The sequence below is a fragment of the Streptomyces pseudovenezuelae genome (assembly GCF_029892565.1).
In the GTDB taxonomy this organism is placed as follows: Bacteria; Actinomycetota; Actinomycetes; order Streptomycetales; family Streptomycetaceae; genus Streptomyces; species Streptomyces pseudovenezuelae_A.
The window spans coordinates 13,439-35,741 of the sequence record NZ_JARXVH010000039.1 but is presented as its reverse complement, the minus strand read 5'-3'; the positions used below and the strand labels follow the sequence as shown (position 1 = coordinate 35,741).

Below are 22,303 nucleotides of genomic sequence, written 5' to 3'. Positions count from 1 at the left end.
CTCGGTGAAATGACTTTTCCCTGTGCCCGACGGGCCGGCGATCACCAGGTTCTCGGAGCGGCCGATCCACTCCAGGGTGATCAGGGAGTTCTGGGGGACCGTCCTGGCGGCTGCGGCCTGCTGGGTGGGCAGCACCGAGGAAAGCCCCCGTGCGCGGCAGTGAGCTCGACCGCCGCGCGGGGGCAGGGGGAGTGGTGCGCTCAGGCCGTGGTGAGTCCTCTGCGTAGGTGGAGGTCGGTCACGGTCGTGCGGTGGAGGTCGAGTTCGTGGCGGGCGGAGTTTGTGTAGTGGGCGACGATTTCCTGGGTGAGCAGGTCCGATGCCGGGAGAGGGCAGTCCGGGAGCGCGGCGAGCGCCTCTTGGAGGGAGGTCTGGTACGGGTGGTGCGCCGGCGTTGCCGATACACGGCGGGGGTGGATCGAGTTTGTGGTCGAGGCCGTATTGGGCTGCTGCGAGGACTGCGGCGAGCGCGAGGTAGGGGTTGAGGTCGGCGCCGCTGAGGCGGATTTCCAGGTGGAGGTCGTCGTCGCGGGGCCAACGACCCGGAGGGCGCAGGTGCGGTTGTCACGGCCTCAGGCCCAATCACCCAAGTCAACCGCTCAGTTCAGCGTTTCGCATCGTGATCCGGAGCCAGCTCCCACGGAAACACGCTGGTCAGTCGAAGATGGCGCAGTTGACCGCGTCCATCAGGGCCGCGCCGGTCTGGTGCGCCTGCTTGTTGAGAGTGGACGTGGCGAAGAAGAAGGCGGCCGTGCGATGGCCGGTGGAGTCGGTGACGTTGTAGGTTGCATAGCCCGGGACGACGCCGACGTGGTCCCAGACCGTGCCACAGTCGGTCTTCGCCGTCTCGATGCCCAACCCGTAGCCGAGCTCGTCCGGGTCCCCTGGCCCGTCCTCCGGCACGGTGGTGCGCATCTCTGCCAGCTGGGCGGCGGGCAGCAGGCGGCCCGACATCAGCGCGCCGTAGAAACGGGACCAGTCGTCGGCGGTGGACACGATCGCGGCATCCGCTCCGTTGGCTGTGACGTAGTCGCCGGTGACGTCCACGTGGTCGTCGTGCTGCGGTCCGGCGTAGTTCCTGAACTCCTCGGGGACGTCCGGTGGCATGTGGGCGGCGTCCGGTTCGTAGCCGTGGGCGTGCCGATCGTGCCAGGCGGAGCTGGTGGCGTAGAAAGTGTGCCGGAGCCCCAGGGGTCCGGCGATCCGGTTCCGCACCAGCGCCGCGAGGTTCATACCGGTGGCCTTCTCCAGGACGGCCCCGATCGCGATGTAGTTGGTGTTGCTGTACGACCACTCGGTGCCGGGCTCGAACAGTGCCGGGTGTCTGCTCACCAGGCTCAGGATTTCCGTCGACGTCCATACGTGGGAATCCCGGCCAGTGAGGGCCGGTGCGAGGGCGGGGTCCTCGGTGTAGTCGAACAACCCACTAGTGTGGTTGAGCAGCATGAGCAGGGTGATCGCCTTGCCGTTGAGTACCTGGCCGGGGAGCCATTTGTCGACCGGGTCGGTGAGGGCGAGTCTGTGCTCAGCGACCAGTTGCAGCACGAGGGTGGCCATCACCGTCTTGGTGTTGGACGCTTCTCGCACCTCGTCGTCAGCCGTGAGCCGATGGTCCTTCTTCGTCCAGGCGGCCTGCTCGGAGATCTCGATGGGCCTGCCGTGACCGTCGCCCACCCGCACGGTCACCCCAGGCACTCCTTCCTTCACCAACTTCCGCGCTAACTCCCGCAGGTGAGCGCGTGTCTCCGCAGTGCCGTCCTGTCGGACCGTCGAGAGCATCCGGGGGCGGACTGCCGCACTCGCGCCGACCGTGTTTGCACTCGACGGGGTCGCGGCGAGGGGCACGACGAGGGCCGCGGACACCGCAACTGTTGCTGCTGCGCGAAACCCCGTCAGTTGCGGGCGTCGTCGAAAATACACATTCACACGCAATTCATACTCCTTCGAGAATCCGGGAAGACCGTCGGACACGATCGGAGACGGGGAGGGGAACACGGGACTCCGCCAGGCGAGTTGTCGCCCGGCCCTGAGGTGAAGCCAGCTCCGGCTGGCCTTGCACAGCCTTGGGAATCCTTCGGAGGATAGCCGAAGGCGGGGTGAAAAAGATGAATATCGGATACCGCACCCACGGCATCATCGACGCCCTGGCCGAGGCCGTCGTGCGCTGCTGGGCCGATAAGGGATACCAGGGTGCCGGCGGCACCGTGCGCGTCCCTTACCGCGCCCGCTGGGAGAATATCTCCGCAGGCCAGCAAGTCGTCGACGTCTCCACGCCAGGATCCGCGCGGGCGGTCGGCGAGCAGGCGATGGCCACTCTGAAGTCCTGGCGCCTGCTGCGCAAGCTCCGCTGCAGCACCACCCGCATCACCGACCTGGTCAAGGGTCGTCCTTGCCCTGCATCTGGCGACGTCCACGCCAGGTTGGAAAAGGCTCCCTGCGTTGTTCTACGGGTTGTGGCGAGCCCTTCGTATGGTTGACCCGCCCAGGGGTGGCGGGTGTGGTTCAAAACGCTCTGCCACTGGTGGCTTTCAGTGATTGCCCGCCTGGTGCCCCACGACGACTCGGCTGCCAATTGGGCATCAGTGCCGGAGGGCTGTTCCTGCGGTGCCGCTGGTGCGGGCGGTCAGGAGAGGACAAAGACCGGAGCGGGCGGTGCCAGCAGCAGCGTATGTGTCTTCATCAGGTGTTTACCTGTTCCGTGAGTTTGCCCTTGCGCAGGTTGAGGATGCGGTCGGACTGGGCGGCCAGTTGCTGGGAGTGGGTGACGACGACCACGCACTTGCCCTGCTCGTGAGCGAGTTCACGGAAGGTATCGATAATGCCCTGGGCGGTGTCCTCGTCGAGATTTCCGGTGGGTTCGTCGGCGAAGAGGATGTCGACGTCGCAGGCGAGAGCCCGGGCGATGGCGACGCGCTGCTGCTGGCCGCCGGATAGCTGCATCACGCTACGGGTGGTCATCGTCTTGTCGAGGCCGATCTGTTCCAGCAGGTGCGAGGCGTGGGCCTTACGGCTTCCGGTCGCGGGTTTGGCGCCGGTGATCTCCATAGCGCAGATGACGTTCTGGAGAGCGGTCATGTAGGTGAGGAGGTTGTACTGCTGGAAGATCGTGGCGGCGTGCTTGTTGCGGTAGCGGCCGAAGCCGAGCTTGGTGAGGTCCTGGCCGTCGAAGCTGATCGTGCCCTTGGTGGGGGTGTCCAGGCCGCTGGCGAGGCTGAGCAGGGTGGTTTTGCCACTGCCCGAGGGGCCCAGGATGGTGTAGAACGTGCCGCGTTCGAAGGAGTAGTCGATGCTCTTGAGGACCGTGGTCTTGCGGCGCTGGCCGGAGTATGTGTGGCTGACGTCGGCGAGGCGCAGGACGGGCGGGGTGGCGCTGGTCATGGCGGGTCATTTGCCCTTCGTGAGGATGGTGCGGGGGCTGAGGCGCAGCACGGCGCTGGCTGGGATGGCGGTGGCGAGCAGGCCGATACCGAGGCCTACGCCGCCGACGGTGGTGAGGTCCGCCGGGTCGAGCGCCACCGTGATCTTGTCGATGGGGTCGGCGTTCTCGATGGGCTTGTCGTTCGGGTCGATGCCCTGATCGATGCCGGTGCTGCCGGGGGGCGGGGGCTGCCAGGAGTCGATCTTCCGTTCGGCGGCGGTGGCCTCCTTGCCGAGCAACGCCTGGCCGGCGCTCTGCGTCAAGGTGGGGGCGAACAGGGAGCTCAGGCCGATGGCCACGACTGCCACGAGGCCGATCTCCAGGGCCTGTTGGGCGATGAGCTTGTTCTTCTTTTCGCCCATGGCCAGCAGGACGCCGTACTCCTTGCGACGTTGTTTGACGGCGAGGTTGATCAGGAGGGCCAGGACCGCCGCGCCGGTGAGGCCCATGAGCCACATGGCGACGGTGGCGGTGGAGCGGATGCTTTTGAGCGGGCCCGTCATCTGCTGGATGGCCTTGTCGTTCGCGTCCAGTTTGAAGCCATTGAGCGCTGAGCCGGCGATCCGCTTCGCCTCGTCCTTGAACGCGCCCTGCGCATCGGCGTCTTGGAGGAGAAAGGTCGCCTTGCCGACCTGCAGAGATCCCTCACCATTGGACTCGAGTGCGGAGATGCTGCCCACGGTTCCGTACAGCAAGTTGGCCGGGCTGAGGAAGTTCTCGGGTTCGGGTTCGGTGCTGGGGCGCGGGTCGCGGTAGATGCCGGCTACGGTGAAGTCGGCCGTTTTCTTTTCGTCGTTGCTGGTCAGGGTGATCTTGTCGCCGACCTTGAGGCCGTTCTTCTTGGCCAGCCGCTCTTCGATCAGGAGTTGCTTCTTGTTCTTGTCGGCGGCTGTGAGGTGCTTGCCGGACAGGAGGGTGAACTTGCCATTGCGGAAGTCGGGCAGCAGCGAGGAGTCGAGCACTCCGGTGGCCGCGGTGCCGCCGGGGCCCATGGGCTCGATCTTCGGCCCGCCGTCGACCAGCTTGTACTTGCCCTTGAGGAAGGCTCGGTCCCACATCGAGTAGGTGTACTTCTGCACCTGGGGCAGCGCGCCGAGCTTGTCGACGGTCGCCGCGTCGATGCGCGGGACCTGCATACCGCCGCCACCGCCGGCTCCCATCGAGTTCGTATCCATATCGAGGTTGACCTCGGCGCCCACGGAACGCTTGGCGTCCTGCTCGGCCTGCGCCGTCGCGTCGTTGATCAGGACGCCGGCCAGCACCATCGCGGAAATGACGAGGAAGGTGGCGAGGGTGATCAGGGTGCGCCCCTTGCGGGCCCACAGGCTGAGCCCTGCGCGTTTGACAAAGTTCATGAAAGTCGCCTCTCTGGCACTCGCGGTCTGTGCCGGGCAGGGGTTCTTCGGTGTCGGTGAGGGGCTATTCGGTGTCGGTGAGGATGGAGCGGGGGTGCAGGCGCAGGACCCCGATGCCCGGGATGACGGTGGAGACCAGGGAGATCCCGAGCCCGATGGCGGTGACCTTGCCGACGGTGGCCGGCTCGACCCGCACCGAGGGTGGAGCGATCCCGGCATCCAGTGCACGGGCCGCCGAGGCCGGCTTGTCGTCCCGGCGGCCCAGGAGCGTGTCACCCGCGGGCTGTCCGGCGATCGAGCCGGCCAGCGTGGCGAGTGCGACGGCGGGCAGGGCCACGGCCGCCACCTCTACGGCGTGCTGGCCGATGAGTTTCCACTTCCTCTCGCCCATCGCGAGCAGCACCCCGAGCTCAGCGCGCCGCTCGCGGATCTGCAGCGTCACGATGAGGCCGAGGATCAGCGCACCGGCCAGGGCGATCACCCAGACGATCAGTCCCGCGAACGTGCCGACCTGCTGAATCGGGCGGACCTGGTCCCTGTACGCCTTGTCGTTGACGCGGAAGTCGAAGCTGCCCGCGCCGAGGAGCCGTTCGATCTCGGCGTGCAGCTGCTCGGCTTGGTCCGGCGATCCGATCTTGAGTACCGTCTCGCTGACCGTCGCGGTGCCGGTGGCGAGCTGCCGCGCGGTGCCCACCGGTACATACAGCGCGTTGCCAGGCAGTTCGTGCGGCGGCGTCCACCTTGTCGGATCCTGCGTCGGGTCCTGGAAGACGCCGACGATCGTCAGCGGCATCGTGCGCTTGCCGTCCGCAGACCGCACCTGGACGGTGTCGCCCGTCTTGAGGTTGTTCTCGTCGGCCAGGCGCTGCTCGATCACCGCGACGCTGTGGCCCGCGTCCTCGGGGGTGATGCCGCGGCCCGCCGTGATCTTCGTCGAGCCGTACGAGAAGGGCAGCAGCATGCCTGAGTCGCGGACGCCGTTCACAGCCAGAGGATCCTGTTCTTTCTCCTTGGCTCCGGTGCTGCCGGGCTTCGGCGTATTCGATGTCAGCGGCGTGAAGCCGCGCGCGCTGGCCCGCACCGGAAGCTCGGGGTTGTAGCGGTGCACCAGATCCGAGGCGCCGAGCCGGTCGGCCAGGTCCGGGGTGAGGCCCTTCTTCCTGACCGTGACGTTTACGCCGATGGTGCGTTGCGCGTCGGCTTCCTGACGGGCGGCGGCGGCCTGCAGCAGGAAGCCGCCGAGGAGCAGGGTGCAGATGACGACGAAGATCGCCAGCAAGGCGGCGGTCCTGGACTTTCTGGCACCAAGGCTCATCCCGGCACGCTTGACGAAGTTCATGCCGAGGACAGAAGCAGTTTGCCGTGTGCAGCAAGATAAGCGTGTTACAGCGGCATAAGGGGCCGGCCCCGGTCCCTGTCGAGGGCGCCCGCTTCGAACCCGCCGTCTTCACCGGCCGGTCCGGTACAGCTTCGGCCTGCTCGGGGCACACCGCTCCGCGTCCTTATCCGGCTGCAATCATGACCTTGGTTTCATGGCGACATGAGAATTCTGGTAGCCGAGGACCATCGTGTTCTCGCTCGCACCATCGCCACCGGTCTGCGCCGCCAGGCAATGGCTGTCGATATCGCCGGCACCGGCGACGCGGCCGAGCGGATGTGCCTGCTTACCGCCTACGACGTGCTGATCCTCGACCGTGATCTGCCAGTCATGACCGGCGACGAGGTGTGCAGGAGGCTGCGGGAACTCCAGGACCCGCCACGGATCCTGATGCTGACCGCGGCCGGCGAACTCACCGACAGGATCTACGGTCTCACCGCGCTCGGCGCGGACGACTACCTCGCCAAGCCCTTCGACTTCGCCGAACTCGTCGCCCGCGTACGTGCTTTGAGCCGCCGCGCGCCGAAGCCGCCTCCCACTGTGCTGCGCTTTGGCAGTATCTCCCTGGAGGAGGCGCGGCATGAAGTGTCCGTGGACGGCCGCCCGCTGGAGCTGACCCCGAAAGAGTTCGCGGTCTTGCACCTGCTGCTTGTGGCCGGCGGCGCGCCAGTGTCGCACGACGAGCTGATCCGCACCGTCTGGGACGAGTACCTCGACCGGCGCACCAGCGCGGTCCGCGCCACCGTCAGCCGACTGCGCGTCAAACTCGGTGACCCCGGCCTGATCGCTGCCGACAAGGAAGAGGGATACCGGCTGTGCGACTGAGCCCACGTGCGCTGCTGGGCGGGCTGCCCTTCCGCGCCCGGCTGGCCGCCGCCATTTCCTTGCTCTTCCTGCTCGCCGGCACCGCCCTGCTCGCCTTCGTGGTACTGCTCGCGCGCTACGGAACGGAACAGCAAGTCCAAGGTCTGTCGATCACGTACGGCCAGGCGCCGAGCGGCCCCACCACGCCCTTCGGGCCTAGTCACCCCTCCAGGCCGGATCGCCGCTCTTCGGGCCCGAGCGATGGCGCGATGATCCAGAAGATCGACCAGACCGTGCAGGCCGTACAGGACACCGCGCTGCGCCAGATGGTGCTCTGGTCCGCCGTGTGCCTCCTGGTCATGGCGTTGCTGGCCGGACAGCTCGGCTGGTGGCTCGCTGGACGGGCACTGCGTCCCGTCGCATCCATGACCGCAGCAGCCCGCCGCATCAGTGAACAGAACCTGCACCAGCGCTTGGCACTCACCGGTCCCGACGACGAGCTCCACCGACTCGCCGACACCTTCGACACCATGCTCGACCGGCTGGAGAAAGCCTTCGAAAGCCAGCGACGCTTCGTCGCCAACGCCTCCCACGAACTCAAAACGCCCCTCGCCGCCCAGCGCACCACCCTCCAGGTCGGCCTCGCCGACCCCCTCTCCGAGAGCCTCGTCGGCGTTCGCGAGGACCTGCTCACCACCAATCGCGAAGCCGAACAGCTCATCAATGCGCTTCTGTTGCTCGCTCGCAGCGACCGAGGACCGGACGAGACCGAGAGCGTGGATCTTGCGGAAACCGCCCGGCTCGTCACCGCCGAACTCGCCCCGCAGGCATTGGAGAACGGCGTGCGCATCGACCTCAGCGCCGACACGCCCTTGGTCGTTGTCGGCGACCCCGTCCTGCTGCGGCACCTGCTGACGAACCTGATTCGCAACGCCATCCAGTACAACCACCCCGGCGGCTGTGTCAGCGTACGACTCGACGCCCCCACCGTGACGGTGACCAACACAGGCCCCCACGTGCCCGTCGAACGGATCCCCGACCTGTTCGAGCCCTTCCGCCGCCTCGACGTGGACCGCACCGCCACTACCGGCCACGGCCTGGGGCTGTCCATCGCCGCTTCCATTGCCGAGGCCCACCACGCCACGCTGACGGCGCGACCCGGCGCCGAGAGTGGACTCGCCCTCACCCTGCGCTTCCCCTGAGAGCCGTGGCGGAACTGGTCCCCGCCCGCCTGCCCAAGGCCGCCGTCTGGTCCATCCGCCCGAGCGGCAGATGGGCCAGAGGGCCTCCATGGAACCGCTCGCAGCCCTTGTCCGTCGGACTGAACCCATCGGATCCCCTGCGGCGACGCCCGTTCCGGGCGGAAAATGGGTGTGGTTGCTGCCTGTTGACGCCGTTTCGTCTGTGACCTTCGAGGTCGTAACTGAGCCGGGCGCGGGGAGCCAGTCACCGGGCGCCTTCAGTGTCGCTTCGAGCACGCGGATGAGATTCCTCCACCAGCCCTTTGGCTCCCACAGGTGGCAGCCGCCCGGGAGCCGAGGGAGGGCCGTGGTGCTGGAAGAGACGCAGGACACCGAGGAGATCATCGAACGGGTTGCCGCGCTGGACATCGGCAAGGCCGAGGTCGTGTGCTGCACCCGGGTGCCCCGTGAAGGGGCCCCGGGGCGGCGCATGCAGGAGGTCGTGACCTACTCGGCCATGACCCGCTCCCTGCTGGGCATGTGTGACCACCTGCGCTGCCTGGGGGTGACCCGGGTGGTCATGGAGGCCACGTCCGACTACTGGCGGCCCGCCTTCTACCTCCTGGAGGCGGCCGGCTTCGAGGTGTGGCTGGTCAACGCGCGGGACGTCAAGCACCTGCCGAGCCGGCCCAAGACCGACAGGCTCGACGCGGTCTGGCTGGCCAAGATCGCTGAACGGCAGATGATCCGCCCCAGCTTCGTCCCGCCGCGCGAGATCCGCGCGCTGCGGGACCTGACCCGCTACCGCACCGACCTGGTGACCGCACGCACCGGCGAGAAGCAACGCGTGGAGAAGCTTCTGGAGGACGCCCAGATCAAAGTCACCGCGGTCGCCACCGACATCTTCGGCCCCTCCGGGCGGGACATGCTCGCCGCGCTGATCGCCGGCGAGCGCGACCCCAAAGTGCTGGCCCAGTACGCCCGCCGCCTGCGCGCCAAACTCGCCGAGCTGGAGGAGGCGTTCACCGGTCACTTCACCGACCACCACGCGTTCCTGCTCACCAAGATGCTCGGCCGCATCGACACCATCAACACCGACATCGCCGCGATCGACGCCCGGATCGGCGCCGAGGTCGCCCCCTACGCCGACGCGATCGCCCGGCTCAGCGAGATCCCCGGCATCAGCCCGATCGCCGCCCACGTCATCATCGCCGAGATCGGCCTGGACATGACGCGGTTCCCCACCGCCGCCAACTCGCCTCCTGGGCGAAGTTCGCCCCCGGCGTCAAGGAATCCGCGGGCAAGAAGAAGGGCCGGGGCACCACCGGCCACGGCAACTCCTACCTGGCCCGCGTGCTGGGCAACTGCGCCACCGCCGCCGGAAAGACCGACACCTTCCTCGGCGAGCGCTACCGCCGCATCGGCCGCCGCCGCGGCAAGAAGAAGGCCCTGGTCGCCGTCGGCCGCTCGCTCCTGGTGGTCATCTGGCACCTGCTCTCGACCCCGGACACCCGCTTCCACGACCTGGGCTCCGACTACTACGACACCCGCATCGACCCCGACCGCCGCAAGCGCAACCACATCCGCCAGCTCGAAGCCCTCGGCTTCACCGTCACCCTCGCATCCGCCCCGTGACACAGACCCAGTCCACCCGCCGGCACTTCGCCCACGGGCTGATGACGCGCGCCTACCGGTCCCTCCATTTTCGGATGAGACAAGGACCAGATCGGCAGAGACGGGACAGACGCCCCGCCAGCACGTCGTTGACCTGCACTTGTCCCGTCTCAACGAAGTCAGACGTTCGCATAGCGCTGACCAGCTTGGACTGAAGTGAGTGAGACGCGTGGGCTCAGTTCGATGAGACAGACGGCAAGCCGCGGGCCCGGAGCAGACCCGTGCACCTTGTGCCCTGCGCCCCGTGTCGGCGTACCCGCGCACCAGTTCAGGGAAGACATTGCCGGTATGACCGCCATCTTCGTATCAGCCGTGGGCGTGCTGGGCACCATCATGGGCGTAGCACTCACGGCCTTCATTGCAGCCCGTACGGAACTACGCAGAGAACGATCACAAGACCGCGTCCAGCTGAATGAGCTGCGGGTCGAGCATCAGCGATGGCGTCGTGAACGCCGACAATCTGCCTATCTCTCCTTCCTCGAAGCGCTGGGCGCCGCTGACCGAGACAACCAAGCCTTCTTCCGCGAGCTGCGGGCCCGACGTTCTCCGGTCCCACTCGACGAGATGCGGGTCGCCGCGATCAGGATGAAGTTCAAGGACGCCGAGAACGCGGGACTCGTGGTGGTCCTGGAAGGCCCCGAGACCGTTGCGGAGGCGGCCCAGAGCCTCGTCAACCAGTTGTCCTCTCTGGTCCAAGACGTTCGGGAGTACGCGGAAGCAGCCGCGGCGGACAGCTCTGGTGAGGGGAGCGACACCGTGCACGAGGCTGGCATGGGATTCATGGCGGAGCGAACGGCGTTTCTCGGCTTGGCCAGGGACGTGCTTGATGAGGCAGCCAAGCACGTCTAGACCCGGACTTCGCGGGTCGTTGATTCGTATGGTGTGACCGGTCCGGGGTGTGGCGTTGGGTGGGGTGTGTCGAAGTCTTCCCGGTCCCCGCGGCCACGGTCTGAGCGTCAGCGTTTTGAAGTAGCGGTGACGTCCGTGGTGGAGAAGCGTCTGGGCGCTCTGCCTGTCGTTTCCGAGTTCACTCGTCGGCTGGATCTGGCTGGGATCGTCGATGCGGTGTGCCCCGGTGGCGCGAGTGCGCATGTGACGCACGGGCAGGTCATCGAGGCGCTGGTGGCCGATCGGCTGACCTCGCCCGCGCCGCTGGTGCGGGTGGAGGACTGGGCCAGGTGCTGGGCGGTGGAGGAGGTCTTCGGGATCGAGCCCGGCCTGCTCAACGACGACCGCCTCGCCCGGGCGCTGGATGCGATCGCCCCGCATCTGGAGCACGTCGCGGGCACGGTCGGGGCGCGGGAGATCGCCGAGTTCGGCATCGATGTGTCCCGGCTGCACCGGGACATGACCAGCATGTCCGTCCACGGTGCCTACCCTGCCGAGGGGCAGGACGAGGACTTCCCCGTCATCGGCTACGGGCATCCCAAGGACCGGCGGGTGGACCTGAAGCAGGTCTAGGCCGGACTCGCGGTGACGGCTGATGGCGGCATTCCTCTCCACGCCAGGGTCTTCGACGGGCCGGCGGCTGAGGTTTCCCAGGCCGTCGGCGCGATGAAGGACCTGCGCACGATGGCCGGCACCCGCGGCTTCCTGATGGTCGCCGACTCCAGGCTGGTGTCCTACGCCAACGTCACCGCGCTGCTGGCAGCCGGGGTGCAGTTCGTCGCCCCGGTCCCGGCCGCGCAGGTCAAGGACGGGGTCTATGCCGCCCTCGACGCCGCCCTCGCCACGGTCGTCAACTGGGTGCCGGACCGGGATGCGGCACAGCCGGCCGAGCGGCGCGAGAGGTACCGGGTGCTGGAGGATACCCACACCCTGAAGGGGCCCAGGAAGAGTGATCCCGAACTCACCGTGCGGCGGATCCTGGTCCATTCCACCGCGAACGCCGCAGGCCAGCAGGCCGCCCGGGACAAGCGCCTGACCAAAGCCGCCGAGGACCTGAACAAGCCCGCTTCGGTGGCCGGCGGCCGGCATTACAAGAGCGCCGAGAAGGTCCTCGCCCGCGTCGGTGTGATCACCGCGAAGCGCCGTGTCGCCTCTTGCCTGCGCTTCACCGTCGTCGAGGACAACGCCGGGACACCATCCCTGACCTGGCACTTCGACCAGGAGATCCTGGCGGCGGAGGCCGCCGTCGACGGCTGGTACGCACTGCTGACCACCCTGCCCCCCCGAACAGGCCGATCCGGGCCAGGTCCTGATCCACTACAAGGGCCAGGGCACGGTCGAACGCCGCTACCACGACTTCAAGGGACCACTCGCAGTCGCACCGGTCTTCGTCCAGTACAACCGCCGCGTCGCCGCCCTCATCCAGGTCATCTGCCTGGCCCTGCTCGTCTTCTGCCTCATCGAACGCCAGGTCAGACGGGCTCTGGGCCCCGAGCAGACCATGCGCGGGCTCTACCCCGACAGCCGCCGCGTCCGCCCCACCGGCCGCATGATCTTCTACCACCTCGGCGAACTCACTCTGCGGATCGGCCACATCACCGACCCGCCCACCGTCCAGATCACCCGCGGCGTCCAACTCCACCTCCTCGACCTCCTCGACACCGACATCGGACAAACCCGCTGGCCACAAACCTGAAACGGCGACCCGCGAAGTCCGGGTCTAGATCCTTCCCGATGCTCAGCTTCGGAATTGGGTTCGCTGACACAAAGGCCCAGACGGCTAGGTTCGCGCTGAGAAGGCGGGTCGATTGATCGAGACAGGGCAGCACCGGAGTGCGGCGAACGCGACGCCTGGCAGGACGATGATGTAGCCGCTCCCATCGTGCACGTACGTCTGTCCTGGGGCTGAGTTACTCCGGGTGCCAGGCGTCGCGTTCCGCCCGAAGCCGAGGACCGGACCCTGCGGGATCCGAGCGGACCACGGCCAAAACGGCTCCAGGGCACAGGTATCGCGATGCGCGGATACGGCGCTGCAGCGTGTAAGCGGGGCGCTGGCCGCACCGCCTCATCATCGCCCCCACGAGAACAAGAAGTCGAGGAGCCCCTCAAGGGCACCCTCGAAGAGGGTGGCGATCCATCCCGACCCCGACCCGGTGGACGCGCGGCCGCGGCGGTGCCGGCGAGCGTCCTTGCCGTGCCTCATCGGGCGGCCGCCGCGGTCGTGGAGCGAATGCCGTCCGGTGTGAGTCGGTACTCGCGGCCGTCGGCGTACATCACCAACACGTCGGTTGGGAGCTGCGGTCGGCGAACCTTCCACCCGCGCTCGTACGACTCCCTTGGGTTGTCCTCGAACCAGCCGTTGCAGACGGTGCACACGAGAAGCAGATTGTGGGCCTGGTTGATCCACGCCTCCCGTGCGCCACCCATCCCGCGGTTCACGCGGTGGTGGATCGTCAGGTGGTTACGTGTTCCGCAGCGTACGCATGCGCCGCCGTCGCGGTCGCGGACGATCGCCTTCACCACATCAGTGGGCCCGGTTCGCCGTCGTGCCTTCACAGCGCTGGTCTCCTGGTCTGCCCGGGCGCTGGATCGCGAGGAGCGCGATCCAGATGATCGCGTCCGAGGCGAGAGCAGGACCATGCCGAGCCGAGCCCGTTAGCGTCCTGTCCCGACCTCGACGTGGTACGTCGCCGCCCAGAAAGCGCGAGCGATGTTTTCGGTGCCCGTCACTTCACAGGGACGACTGGTGCAGTGCCACCCCAGTGCGCAGGCGCTGCGGTCGGAGGGCTTGAGCGCTGCGTCGCCGGGGCGTCCATGCTCAAGAGGAGCTACTGCCCGGACCCGCCGGATGTGTCAGCCCGTAGGGCGTTGGCGGTGCATGCAGGTACGACAGGACCAACGGGTAACGGGAATGGTCCAAGTGGACGAACCGGTCGGGGACGGATGGCGCCGGCATGTCCGGGCCGGAGGCCACGAAGTTTCGGGTGTGGGGCAGCGCAGTATTCGAAGGTATGGCCGCCTACGTAAAGACGGCCCGACTGGTGTCGCGGGCTGCCAAACTCCGCACTCATGGAGTCTGAAGTCATAGCCGCGTTGATCGGCACCCCTGCAGTCCTGGGCACTGCCGTAGCAGGCTGGTTGGCCGGGCGTGCACAGCGCGCCGGCACCTATCACGGGGCTGTCGACGCTGCCCGACGTACAGCGCAAAGCCAGGCCTACGCAGACCTGTTCCGTGTAACACGCCCGTTCATCGGTATCTACGAGTCGACTGAGGCGGCACTGCGGGGCGCCCCGGAAAGTGGCTCGGGCACTCGGTTGCCGGAAACCTTCCTCAGCGGGGTGCGCGATCTGGGTGAGGTGCTGGACTCCATCGAGCACGCCGCGGATATGGTGCGCCTGGAAGGCCCGGACAGCCTCGCGAGGATCGCTGACCGCATCTGGGACAACGCTACGCGGCTCGCAGGAAAAAGGCTGACATCAGGCTCCAACTCGGTTCCGTTGCTCAATATTTACTGGCATGCCTTCCCGCACGAGGACAGGCTATTGGCTCGGGATGCGGCTGACCGAGCCAAGCAGGATTTCCAAGCCGCACGCAGTGAGCTCCTGCCAGCGGCCCGAAAATTCCTGAACGGAGGCCCATCTCAGTGACGTGGCCGGCCACACCACGTCACCTCACGCCCGGGTCAACGGTGCACGGCGAAAGCCTGCTCGAGTTCGTCGAGGACCGTCACGATGTCGTCGATCTTCACGTAAGAGATTCCGAATGTGACGGTCCCATCGTTGTGGACATCGAACTCGGACTCGGAGTACGACTGCTCGTCCGCGTAGTGGTAGCTGCCGGGCTCGGCCTCGGCGAACTCGCCGGGGCCCTCGTCGAACCAGCCAGATCCCCACGTCTCCTTCATGGCGCGTCCAACGGCGGCCTTGGGGACGCGCTCGAACTCGAGGGTGGCGCGCCCGTGGTCATCGAGGCACACCTTCCCCTTGCCCTCCCCGGGCTTCTCCCAGCGCAGGGTGGGGCCGAAGCACTGGCATTTCTCGGCGGGTGTCAGGGCGGGGAACGCCGCGGTGAACGCCCCTTGCGCGGCTGACTGCTGGTCATCCCAGGACATCCGCCAGGTGTGTATGGCCTTCATGACGTGCGGCTGCACATCGCTCCAATCTGCTCGCGTCGCGAGGTCACGGTGACCGGGGGCACGTCACGGGCAAGGGCCGCATCGTGCCTACTGCGGAAGGCTTACGTCCGGTGCGGAGACCTAGGGGCTGGTCGACCGATCGACCTTGAACAGTTTCAACGTCGGGATGGGCAGGCGGGCGTACCAGCGTGCCGAGCAAGGCCGGTGCCGGAGACTTCAAACGCGCGTGCCTCCAGCAGGACCACCTGTCTATCCTGGCCTGTTGCCCACCTGGAGATAGAGGCCATGACCGCCCTGACAGACCCGCTCACCGAGGAACAACAGCTCCTCCTCGACATCGCATGGACGACGTTCGTCGAACACCAGCGCTTCCCCCACTTTTCGCATGTCGCCCACCGCATGCGCAAGCACGGCCACGACGCCACAGAGGTTCTCTACAGCTTCCCCGTGATCGGCCACGACCAGGTCACGACCGGCTACCGGGCGGTCGGGTGGTGGGGGCACGGCCACACCCCGCAGTCCGATGGGCCGGTGCTCGTGACCATGGCCGGGCTCTACCACCTTCAGCACGACGAGATGGCCCGTGACCTGGCCCACGGACTGCTGGCGTACATGCGCCGGATGACCTTGGAGCAGGACAAGATCCTCGACAGCCCCTTCGACCATCCCAACGTCACCGTGAACCTCGGCGACGTCCTGAAAGAGATCGACGGCGCCGGTCCTCTCTTGAACCGCATGTCGCAGATCGCCGACCGCGAGTGGCCCGGCATGCACTTCAACAGGGGCACTCTTACCGGCCGGCTCGGCGCGCTGCCGGCCGCGGACTTCGACACCCTCGACGGCTACCTCGCCGGTGTCGTCGCCCATCTGTCGCCGCCCGAGCCGCCGGAGGCGCTGTCCTTCACTGAGCCGCGCGCCCTGTTGCGCGCGCTGAACTTCCTCAACGTCACCTACGAGCTGGTTGTCGGCGGAGTGCTGGTCGTCCCACCGCCCATGGACCGCTCCAGCCTCCTCGTTCTGGACGTCGACGACGAAGCCGCCTACAACTCCGGGCTGGTCGTTCTGACCGACATCCTGCGCGACTTCAAGGTGCCCGGCCGCGGTCCGGGCTCGGGCCTACTGCGCCTGGAGGAACATCTCTCCGACAAGCTGCCCATGATCGACCGAGACACGGTCCACCAGGCCGTGCAGCTCTTGGACCAGATCCGTGTCATCCGCAACTCCGCCATCCACCCCAAGCCGCAGCCGGAACTCGCCGCTGCCCACCATGCGCTTGGGCTGCGCTTCCCGGTCCGCGACTTCACCGCCGCCTGGGACAGCGTCCGCGCGCACGCCGAAAGGGCCGTGAGCAACCTGCAGGAGGCGATCCAGTCCGCCAGGCACTGACAGCGCCCGTCAGACCGCGTCGTTCCGAGCCCGTCGCCGCGCGGTTCAGCGGAACCTCTTGATCGTCACCACCCCGTGCCGCGTGGTCCCCGCCAGGACCTCAGCGACCAACCCGGAGGTGACTGGGGAGTAGGCGTCACCGGCATCCGTCCGCTTCTGCACGGACGCCGGCGACGCGCTCACCCATGCCGCGGCCTGCGCCGCGAGATGCGCCCCGAGGCGCTGCGAGAGGACTGCTCGCCCGTCGGGCATCCGCACGGCGAGTGTGTGGGGGTGCCCGGCTGGTCCCGTGTATCCGTCGACGTCGACGTCCACCGTCTCCGCGTGCCGGATCTTCCGCCACGAGCTGGACCGGTCGGCCCGGTAGGTGGAGCTGCCGAGCTTCGCGACCACCCCTTCGACGCCGAACTTGTTTGCGCAGTGAGTGTGTCCCGCCCCGGTCACGTCTCGTTGAGCTGCCCCGCACCGAGACAGCCCCGTGCGCCTCAGCAGAGCAGGCACATGGCGGCCGCACTGAGGGTGCTGACGGAGCCACCCAGGCTGCAGCACTCGGCCGTGGCCCAGCAGCTGCCCTCGGTCTGGGCTGCCCGCGGCGACGTCTTGCCGCCGGTCACGTCGAGGTCGGCAACCTTGAGATCGATGTCCAGGTCGCTGCCGTGGGCGTCCTGGATGTCGTCGAGCAGCATCGTGGCAGGCATGTGGGTCCTCCGTGAGTCCGGAATCGACGGAACAAAGCGGCTGGACGTTCGCCGCAACGGCGCCCGCCTTGATCAACCGCACGCTTGACGGTGCAAGACAGGTGAGGAGAGAACCTTGGAGGAATCTTGAATGCGCAGCGGGGCCGCAGTGATCCGTGGCGAGGCACCCCGGACCGCCGACGTCCGCACGACCGAGACACGGAAGGGTGCCCTGCCGCTCTCGTAGCCCTTGCCCTGAGGCCCCCCGGTGAGGCGTTGTCCGGAAGAGCACTGCCGAGGCATACGTCCCGGCGTTCTCTTCATGAGGCAGAGACCGTCGATCCATGGATAAACCGTCCTCTTCCGCCCCTGCGTGGGCGCTCCTACGGTCGAGGCTGCGGGCGCTCACCGGCCCGCCTTACCGAAGGAGCAAGACCCCCATGAAGATGACCGGCAACACGATCCTGATCACCGGCGGCACCTCGGGCATCGGCCTCGGTCTGGCCCTGCGTCTACACGAGGCCGGCAACAAGGTGATCGTCGCTGGCCGGCGCAAGGAACTTCTCGACGAGATCACGGCCGAGCACTCGGGCATCGACGCGCTCGTTCTCGATGTCGCGGACCGCGACTCGATCGCCCGGGCCCGTGAGACCGTGGCGGCGAGCCACCCGGGTCTGAACGTCCTGGTCAACAATGCCGGCATCATGCTGCGGGAGAATCTCCTTGACCCGGCCGAACTCCCGGTCGCCGAGGATCACGTCGCGACCAATTTTCTCGGCACGATCCGGATGACGTACGCCTTCCTGCCCCTGCTCGCGGGCAAGGACGACGCAGTCGTCATGAACGTCACCTCCGCGCTGGCGTTCGTACCGTTCCCGAGCACCCCGACCTACAGCGCGACCAAGGCCGCGCTGCACTCCTTCTCCGAGAGCCTGCGCATCCAGCTCGCCGGTGCCGGCGGCGGCGTCCAGGTGATCGAGGTGGTCCCGCCGGGCGTGCGCACGACCCTGCTGGGCCAGGAGGACAGCGACCAGTCCATGCCGTTGGACGACTTCCTCAGCGAGACCCTCGACCTGCTGCGCGAGAAGCCCGACGCGAAGGAGCTGGTCGTCGAGCGCGCCGGGTTCATCCGCGACGCGCAGGCCAACGGCTCCTACGACGACGTTCTCGCCATGATCAGCGGCAGCTGACGGACCTATAAGTCCGACGCGGAACAACAGCACGCAGGCAGGTCCTGTGGGGGCCACATCAGGGGCGAACGCGAGCTGGACCCGCCTCGGGTGGTCCTCACCGAAGATGCGGAACGGTAGGGGAGTGTCTTCGGCTTCGCCCCGGTCGTCCCACGGGAGGCGACCGGCTCCGTGCTGAGCGCCGAGAGACACGCGAGCGCCCGTCTGACACGGCGAACATCGTCGTGTCGGCCAGGCCAAGCGGCGAGGCTCGGGGCCCGTCCAAGGCGTCGGGCGTCCTCGACGGGGGACCGTCGTGACGGGCCGTCTTCCCTGCCGTCGGCCTGCGGTGCGCCGCCGACGGTCGGCGCATTTCCCGGCGGGTCATGCAGGTCAGGTGATCATCGGGATATCTCGCTGCGAGCGCTATCGGCGTCGGCCATTCGAGCGGCTTTCCGCGGATGGGAGGGGGTGCTCAGCCATGGATCGGCGGTCTCTGGATAGCCGGGCGGGATGCGGCGAGGATGGGGGTATGGACAAGAAGGAACTGGCGGAATTCTTGCGTTACCGGCGTGAGACACTGCGCCCCCGCGACGTCGGGCTAGTCGAGGGGTCGCGCAGGCGTACGCAGGGGCTGCGCCGCGAGGAGGTCGCGCAGCTCGCCGGCATGTCCACCGACTACTACGCCCGGCTGGAACAGCAGCGTGCCCCCCAGCCCTCCGTCCAGATCACCGCGGCACTCGCCCGGGCACTGCGGCTGACCCTGGACGAACGCGACCATCTCTTCGTGCTCATCGGCCACAACGCCCCGGCCCGCTTCCACCGCTCCGAACATGTCAGCCCGACCCTGATGCGGGTCCTGGACCGTCTGGACGACTCCCCGGCCATGGTGCAGACCGACCTGTTCGACACCCTCGCCATGAACCCCGTGGCCGTCGCGCTGCTCGGCGACCAGACCCGCCACACAGGTCTGGCCCGCAGCGGCTACTACCGCTGGTTCATGGATCCGACCGAGCGTCTGATGGTTCCCGAGGAGAGCCACGAACGCCACGGCCGTGCCCAGGCAGCGCGCCTGCGGGCCGCGCTGACAGCCGGCAGCGACACCCCGCGAGCCGCCCGGATCCTCGCCGAACTCCAGGAACACAGCCCCGAGTTCGTCCGCATGTGGGAACTTCAGGAGGTCGCGCAACGCTACGACGACTGCAAGACCATCTTTCATCCCGAACTCGGCCGCATCGACGTCGACGCCCAGCTCCTGTACACCGAGAACCGCGCCCAAACTCTGGTAGTGCTGACCACTCGCCCCGGCACGGAGAGCCACAGCAAACTTGAACTGCTCTCCGTCATCGGACACCAACAGCTCACCCCCTGACGTCCTGGACCGGGGACCGCCGGGCTCGGCGCGGGAGGGCCGAACAAGCGGGTCACGGTCCAGGACGCCGGAAGTCGTCGGGACCGGCAGTGCGGCATCGTGCCCACCCAGCTCCGCACGGCTCTTGCCCTGCGCGCTGCGGCCAGAAAGGTGGGCCCCTGTGCTGTCCGGGCTCCGTGGTCGGGCCGCCGATTTGACCGGATGCTGCCTCCGTTTTACTCTCGGATGCATACGGAGGCAGCATCCGTTTTGATGCGGACGCAGGATCAGGGCAGGCAGGAGGGTGCATGAGCGCCGGTGAACTGCGGGGACGCAAGCCCCGCGCGGACGTCCAGCGCAACCGCGCTGCCCTCCTGGAGACCGCGCAGCGTCACTTCCTGGAGCACGGGGTCGGCACCTCCCTGGAGGCGGTGGCCAAGGAGGCCGGCGTCGGGCCCGCCACCCTGTACCGGCACTTCCCCACCCGGGAGGCACTGCTGGCCGCTGTGCTGCAGACGCGCTCCGAGGAACTCGTGGCCCGCCAGGCGGACATCGAGCAACTCGGTGACCCGGCCGAGGCGCTGGAGCAGTGGCTGCGGGCGATGGAGGAGTACTTCAGCGCCTTCAGTGGGCTGCCCGACCCGCTCATGGCCGCAGCCCGGGCGCAGGAGCCGGACAACCCGCTCACGATTCCCTGCGACATCCTCATCTCCGCCACCGATCAATACGTGCGAGCCGCCCAGCTCGCGGGGCGCGTGCGCGCGTCGGTGCGCGGGCACGACCTGTTCCTCGCGGCCTGTTCCGTTGCCTGGATCAAGGGCACCGGTACCGAGGAGGAGCCGCTCGACCGGCTCCGCACGCTCATCGCGAGCGGCTACCGCCAGCAGGACACCCAGGCGTAAATCGCCAGGCACCCCGCTCCGCCTCTGCAAAGCCAGGCGGCACTGCCACCCATCCATCACATCGTGCTGCCCCCAGGGGCGACATAACCTTCTAAGGAACAAATCATGAAAATTACTGTCATAGGCGCTGGCGCCATCGGCGGTAACCTCGCTGCCAAGCTCAGCACGGCCGGTCACGACGTCCAGGTGGCCGATGCCCGCGGCCCCGAGGCCGTCCGGGCGGAGGTGCTGGAGTCGGAGGCCCGCGCGGCGGACCTCGCAGACGCCGTCCAGGGCCGGGACGTCATCGTCCTGTCGATCCCGTTCGGAGTGGCGGGCCAGCTGGCGGACCTGTTCGCGTCGGTGCCCGACGAGACGGTGGTCATCGACACCGCGAACTACTACCCCGGCATGCTCAGCGAGCCGATCGAGGCGGTGGACAACGGCCAGGTGGAGAGCGTGTACACCGCCGAGCTGCTCGGCCGCCCCGTGGTCAAGGCGTGGAACGCCGCGCTGGCCGAAACCCAGCGGACCAAGGGCGTCCCGGCCGGAACACCCGGCCGCCTCGCCATCCCCGTCGCCGGCGACTCCGAGGAGGCGCGGAAGGTGGCCATGAGCCTGGTCGACGACACCGGCTTCGACCCCTACGACGCCGGCACACTGACCGACTCCTGGCGCCAGCAGCCCAACAGCCCCGCCTACTGCACCGAGCTGACCCTCGACGAACTGCCGACGGCCCTGGCTGCCGCCGACCGCGCCAAGGACGCGGCCATCCGCGACAGCCTCCCGGAACGCTTCGCCGCACTCCCGGCCAACCCCACCGTCGACGACGTCGTTGAGATGAACCGCGCTGCCCACCGCTGAGACACCCGACGCGGCTCTCGTGCACCCAACGGCACGAGGGCGGCAGCGCTGGGCGCCACGAACACACAAAGACGAACACGAAGAGCGCACGGCCCCCCGCTGCGACCTGCGGTCTCGGCACGCCGCTGCCTGCGAGCATCCGCATGCCTGCCGACCCGCGAAGGGTGCGTCCCGCGCCCGGCCCTTACGTCAGCTGCCTCGTCACCCGGCCTGCCGTACTGCGCTGTGCCGCGGCCTCCGTGGCGGTGACTGCGCGCCACGGAGAGGAACCGCCTTGCCCGGCACCGCATCACCCTTCACCGACATCGCACGCTCCCGACGCTCCCCCCCGGCGGTTCCTGCCCACCGCCCTGTCCCCTTCGGACATCCGCGGTGTGCTGGAAGACGCACAGACGGCCCCCTCGAACAGCAACACCCAGCCATGGACGGTGCACGTCGTCTCGGGTGCGGCGCGGGACGCTCTGGGCCAAGAGCTGCTCCGGGCCGAAGAGGAGGGGCGGATCTCGCGGGATTTCACCGATGGCTACGGCGAGGAGGGTATCTACGTCGAGCGGTCGCGGGCCCTGGGCGCGAGTGTCTACCAGGCCCGGGGCATCGAGCGCTCGGACCGGGACGGCAGGAGGGCGGCGGTCCGCGAGAACCTGGAGTTCTACGGCGCTCCCCATGCCGCCTTCCTGTTCATGCCGGCCCTCGGCGACGGAGTACGGACGGCCGGCGACATCGGCATGTACGCGCAGAACTTCCTGCTCTCACTGTCGGCCCGGGGGCTGGCCGGCATCCCGCAGACCGTACTCGGCGTCTACGCCGACACCGTCCGCGAGTTTCTGGGTGTCCCCGCGGAGCTCAAGCTGCTGTTCGGCATCTCCTTCGGCATGGCCGACCCGGCGGCACCGGTGAACACGCTCCGCACGGATCGGGTTCCGCTGCAGCGGAGCGTGGTCCTGCATGACACCTCAGGAGTCCTCGACAGGCCGTACTTCCTCCGCCCGCAGGAACCAACCGGCCACCTGGGCGCGGGCCGCCACTCGGCTGGCCCGCGCCCTGCGCCCGCACAGCCTTTGACAATACGGATGGTGCCTCCGTATTGTCGATGAAGTAATCGGAGGCACTCTCCGTTTCCCGTCGCCCGGTCTGGAGAAGT

The 22,303-nt window shown here is 67.9% G+C and carries 20 protein-coding genes and 4 pseudogenes; 14 read left to right on the top strand and 10 right to left on the bottom strand.

The window, feature by feature from the left end; translation table 11 throughout:
- The 3 genes and pseudogenes from M2283_RS49830 to M2283_RS49820 form a co-directional block, all read right to left on the bottom strand.
- Positions 1–93 (bottom strand): annotated as a pseudogene (locus M2283_RS49830) (ATP-binding protein); the annotation flags it as partial.
- Positions 94–447: 354 nt separating this feature from the next.
- Positions 448–507: pseudogene (locus M2283_RS49825) on the bottom strand (hypothetical protein); the annotation flags it as partial.
- Positions 508–654: 147 nt separating this feature from the next.
- On the bottom strand, positions 655–1,779 hold the full coding sequence (locus M2283_RS49820) for a serine hydrolase domain-containing protein (protein ID WP_280883267.1): 1,125 nt from the start codon (positions 1,777–1,779) through the stop codon (positions 655–657).
- A gap of 341 nt (positions 1,780–2,120) precedes the next feature.
- Here M2283_RS49820 and M2283_RS49815 point away from each other — a divergent pair.
- Positions 2,121–2,412, top strand: a pseudogene (locus M2283_RS49815) (transposase family protein); the annotation flags it as partial.
- A gap of 267 nt (positions 2,413–2,679) precedes the next feature.
- Here the strand turns inward: M2283_RS49815 and M2283_RS49810 are convergent.
- From M2283_RS49810 to M2283_RS49800, 3 genes are all read right to left on the bottom strand, one after another.
- On the bottom strand, positions 2,680–3,378 hold the full coding sequence (locus tag M2283_RS49810; protein WP_280883264.1) for an ABC transporter ATP-binding protein: 699 nt from the start codon (positions 3,376–3,378) through the stop codon (positions 2,680–2,682).
- A 6-nt stretch (positions 3,379–3,384) separates the two neighbouring features.
- Positions 3,385–4,773 carry an ABC transporter permease gene (locus tag M2283_RS49805; protein ID WP_280883263.1) on the bottom strand — a complete coding sequence of 463 codons (1,389 nt, stop codon included), beginning with the start codon at positions 4,771–4,773 and terminating at the stop codon, positions 3,385–3,387.
- A gap of 64 nt (positions 4,774–4,837) precedes the next feature.
- A complete protein-coding gene (locus M2283_RS49800) occupies positions 4,838–6,112 on the bottom strand; it encodes an ABC transporter permease (protein WP_280883262.1) in 1,275 nt (424 codons plus the stop codon).
- Between the two features lie 201 nt (positions 6,113–6,313).
- Between M2283_RS49800 and M2283_RS49795 the strand changes: the two genes are divergently transcribed.
- The 6 genes and pseudogenes from M2283_RS49795 (at position 6,314) to M2283_RS49765 (ending at position 12,394) form a co-directional block, all read left to right on the top strand.
- Positions 6,314–6,976: a response regulator transcription factor gene (locus M2283_RS49795; protein ID WP_280883261.1), complete on the top strand. Its 663-nt coding sequence runs from the start codon at positions 6,314–6,316 to the stop codon at positions 6,974–6,976.
- Entirely contained in the window at positions 6,967–8,157 is a 1,191-nt protein-coding gene (locus tag M2283_RS49790; protein ID WP_280883260.1) for a sensor histidine kinase, read from the top strand. Before M2283_RS49795 ends, M2283_RS49790 begins: the two co-directional genes overlap by 10 nt.
- 70 nt (positions 8,158–8,227) lie before the next feature.
- Positions 8,228–9,771, top strand: a pseudogene (locus M2283_RS49785) (IS110 family transposase).
- Positions 9,772–10,098: 327 nt separating this feature from the next.
- A complete protein-coding gene (locus tag M2283_RS49775; RefSeq protein ID WP_280883259.1) occupies positions 10,099–10,659 on the top strand; it encodes a hypothetical protein in 561 nt (186 codons plus the stop codon).
- A gap of 135 nt (positions 10,660–10,794) precedes the next feature.
- The gene (locus tag M2283_RS49770; protein WP_280883258.1) at positions 10,795–11,271 is read left to right on the top strand and encodes a DUF4277 domain-containing protein; all 477 of its coding nucleotides are present in this window, start codon (positions 10,795–10,797) and stop codon (positions 11,269–11,271) included.
- A gap of 928 nt (positions 11,272–12,199) precedes the next feature.
- On the top strand, positions 12,200–12,394 hold the full coding sequence (locus M2283_RS49765) for a hypothetical protein (protein WP_280883257.1): 195 nt from the start codon (positions 12,200–12,202) through the stop codon (positions 12,392–12,394).
- A gap of 503 nt (positions 12,395–12,897) precedes the next feature.
- On the opposite strand, the gene M2283_RS49760 is transcribed toward M2283_RS49765, so the two are convergent.
- The gene (locus tag M2283_RS49760) at positions 12,898–13,137 is read right to left on the bottom strand and encodes a hypothetical protein (protein WP_280883256.1); all 240 of its coding nucleotides are present in this window, start codon (positions 13,135–13,137) and stop codon (positions 12,898–12,900) included.
- Positions 13,138–13,767: 630 nt separating this feature from the next.
- Between M2283_RS49760 and M2283_RS49755 the strand changes: the two genes are divergently transcribed.
- A complete protein-coding gene (locus M2283_RS49755; RefSeq protein ID WP_280883255.1) occupies positions 13,768–14,346 on the top strand; it encodes a hypothetical protein in 579 nt (192 codons plus the stop codon).
- Positions 14,347–14,381: 35 nt separating this feature from the next.
- On the opposite strand, the gene M2283_RS49750 is transcribed toward M2283_RS49755, so the two are convergent.
- Positions 14,382–14,834: a hypothetical protein gene (locus tag M2283_RS49750; protein ID WP_280883254.1), complete on the bottom strand. Its 453-nt coding sequence runs from the start codon at positions 14,832–14,834 to the stop codon at positions 14,382–14,384.
- Positions 14,835–15,119: 285 nt separating this feature from the next.
- On the opposite strand from M2283_RS49750, the gene M2283_RS49745 reads away from it, so the two are divergent.
- A complete protein-coding gene (locus M2283_RS49745; RefSeq protein WP_280883253.1) occupies positions 15,120–16,220 on the top strand; it encodes a hypothetical protein in 1,101 nt (366 codons plus the stop codon).
- A 45-nt stretch (positions 16,221–16,265) separates the two neighbouring features.
- On the opposite strand, the gene M2283_RS49740 is transcribed toward M2283_RS49745, so the two are convergent.
- Entirely contained in the window at positions 16,266–16,613 is a 348-nt protein-coding gene (locus M2283_RS49740) for a hypothetical protein (protein ID WP_280883252.1), read from the bottom strand.
- A 92-nt stretch (positions 16,614–16,705) separates the two neighbouring features.
- The gene (locus M2283_RS49735; RefSeq protein WP_280883251.1) at positions 16,706–16,918 is read right to left on the bottom strand and encodes a hypothetical protein; all 213 of its coding nucleotides are present in this window, start codon (positions 16,916–16,918) and stop codon (positions 16,706–16,708) included.
- Positions 16,919–17,337: 419 nt separating this feature from the next.
- Between M2283_RS49735 and M2283_RS49730 the strand changes: the two genes are divergently transcribed.
- The 5 genes from M2283_RS49730 to M2283_RS49710 all read left to right on the top strand — a co-directional run bounded on the left by M2283_RS49730 (position 17,338) and on the right by M2283_RS49710 (position 22,256).
- The gene (locus M2283_RS49730; protein ID WP_280883250.1) at positions 17,338–18,087 is read left to right on the top strand and encodes an SDR family oxidoreductase; all 750 of its coding nucleotides are present in this window, start codon (positions 17,338–17,340) and stop codon (positions 18,085–18,087) included.
- A 511-nt stretch (positions 18,088–18,598) separates the two neighbouring features.
- Complete coding sequence (locus M2283_RS49725) at positions 18,599–19,438, top strand: helix-turn-helix transcriptional regulator (RefSeq protein ID WP_280883249.1); 840 nt, start codon at positions 18,599–18,601, stop codon at positions 19,436–19,438.
- A gap of 287 nt (positions 19,439–19,725) precedes the next feature.
- Positions 19,726–20,319 (top strand): TetR/AcrR family transcriptional regulator, encoded by a 594-nt coding sequence (locus M2283_RS49720; RefSeq protein ID WP_280883248.1) that lies wholly within the window; start codon positions 19,726–19,728, stop codon positions 20,317–20,319.
- A 105-nt stretch (positions 20,320–20,424) separates the two neighbouring features.
- Positions 20,425–21,162 (top strand): NADPH-dependent F420 reductase, encoded by a 738-nt coding sequence (locus M2283_RS49715; protein WP_280883247.1) that lies wholly within the window; start codon positions 20,425–20,427, stop codon positions 21,160–21,162.
- A 374-nt stretch (positions 21,163–21,536) separates the two neighbouring features.
- Entirely contained in the window at positions 21,537–22,256 is a 720-nt protein-coding gene (locus M2283_RS49710; protein WP_280883246.1) for a nitroreductase, read from the top strand.
- Positions 22,257–22,303: the final 47 nt, after the last annotated feature.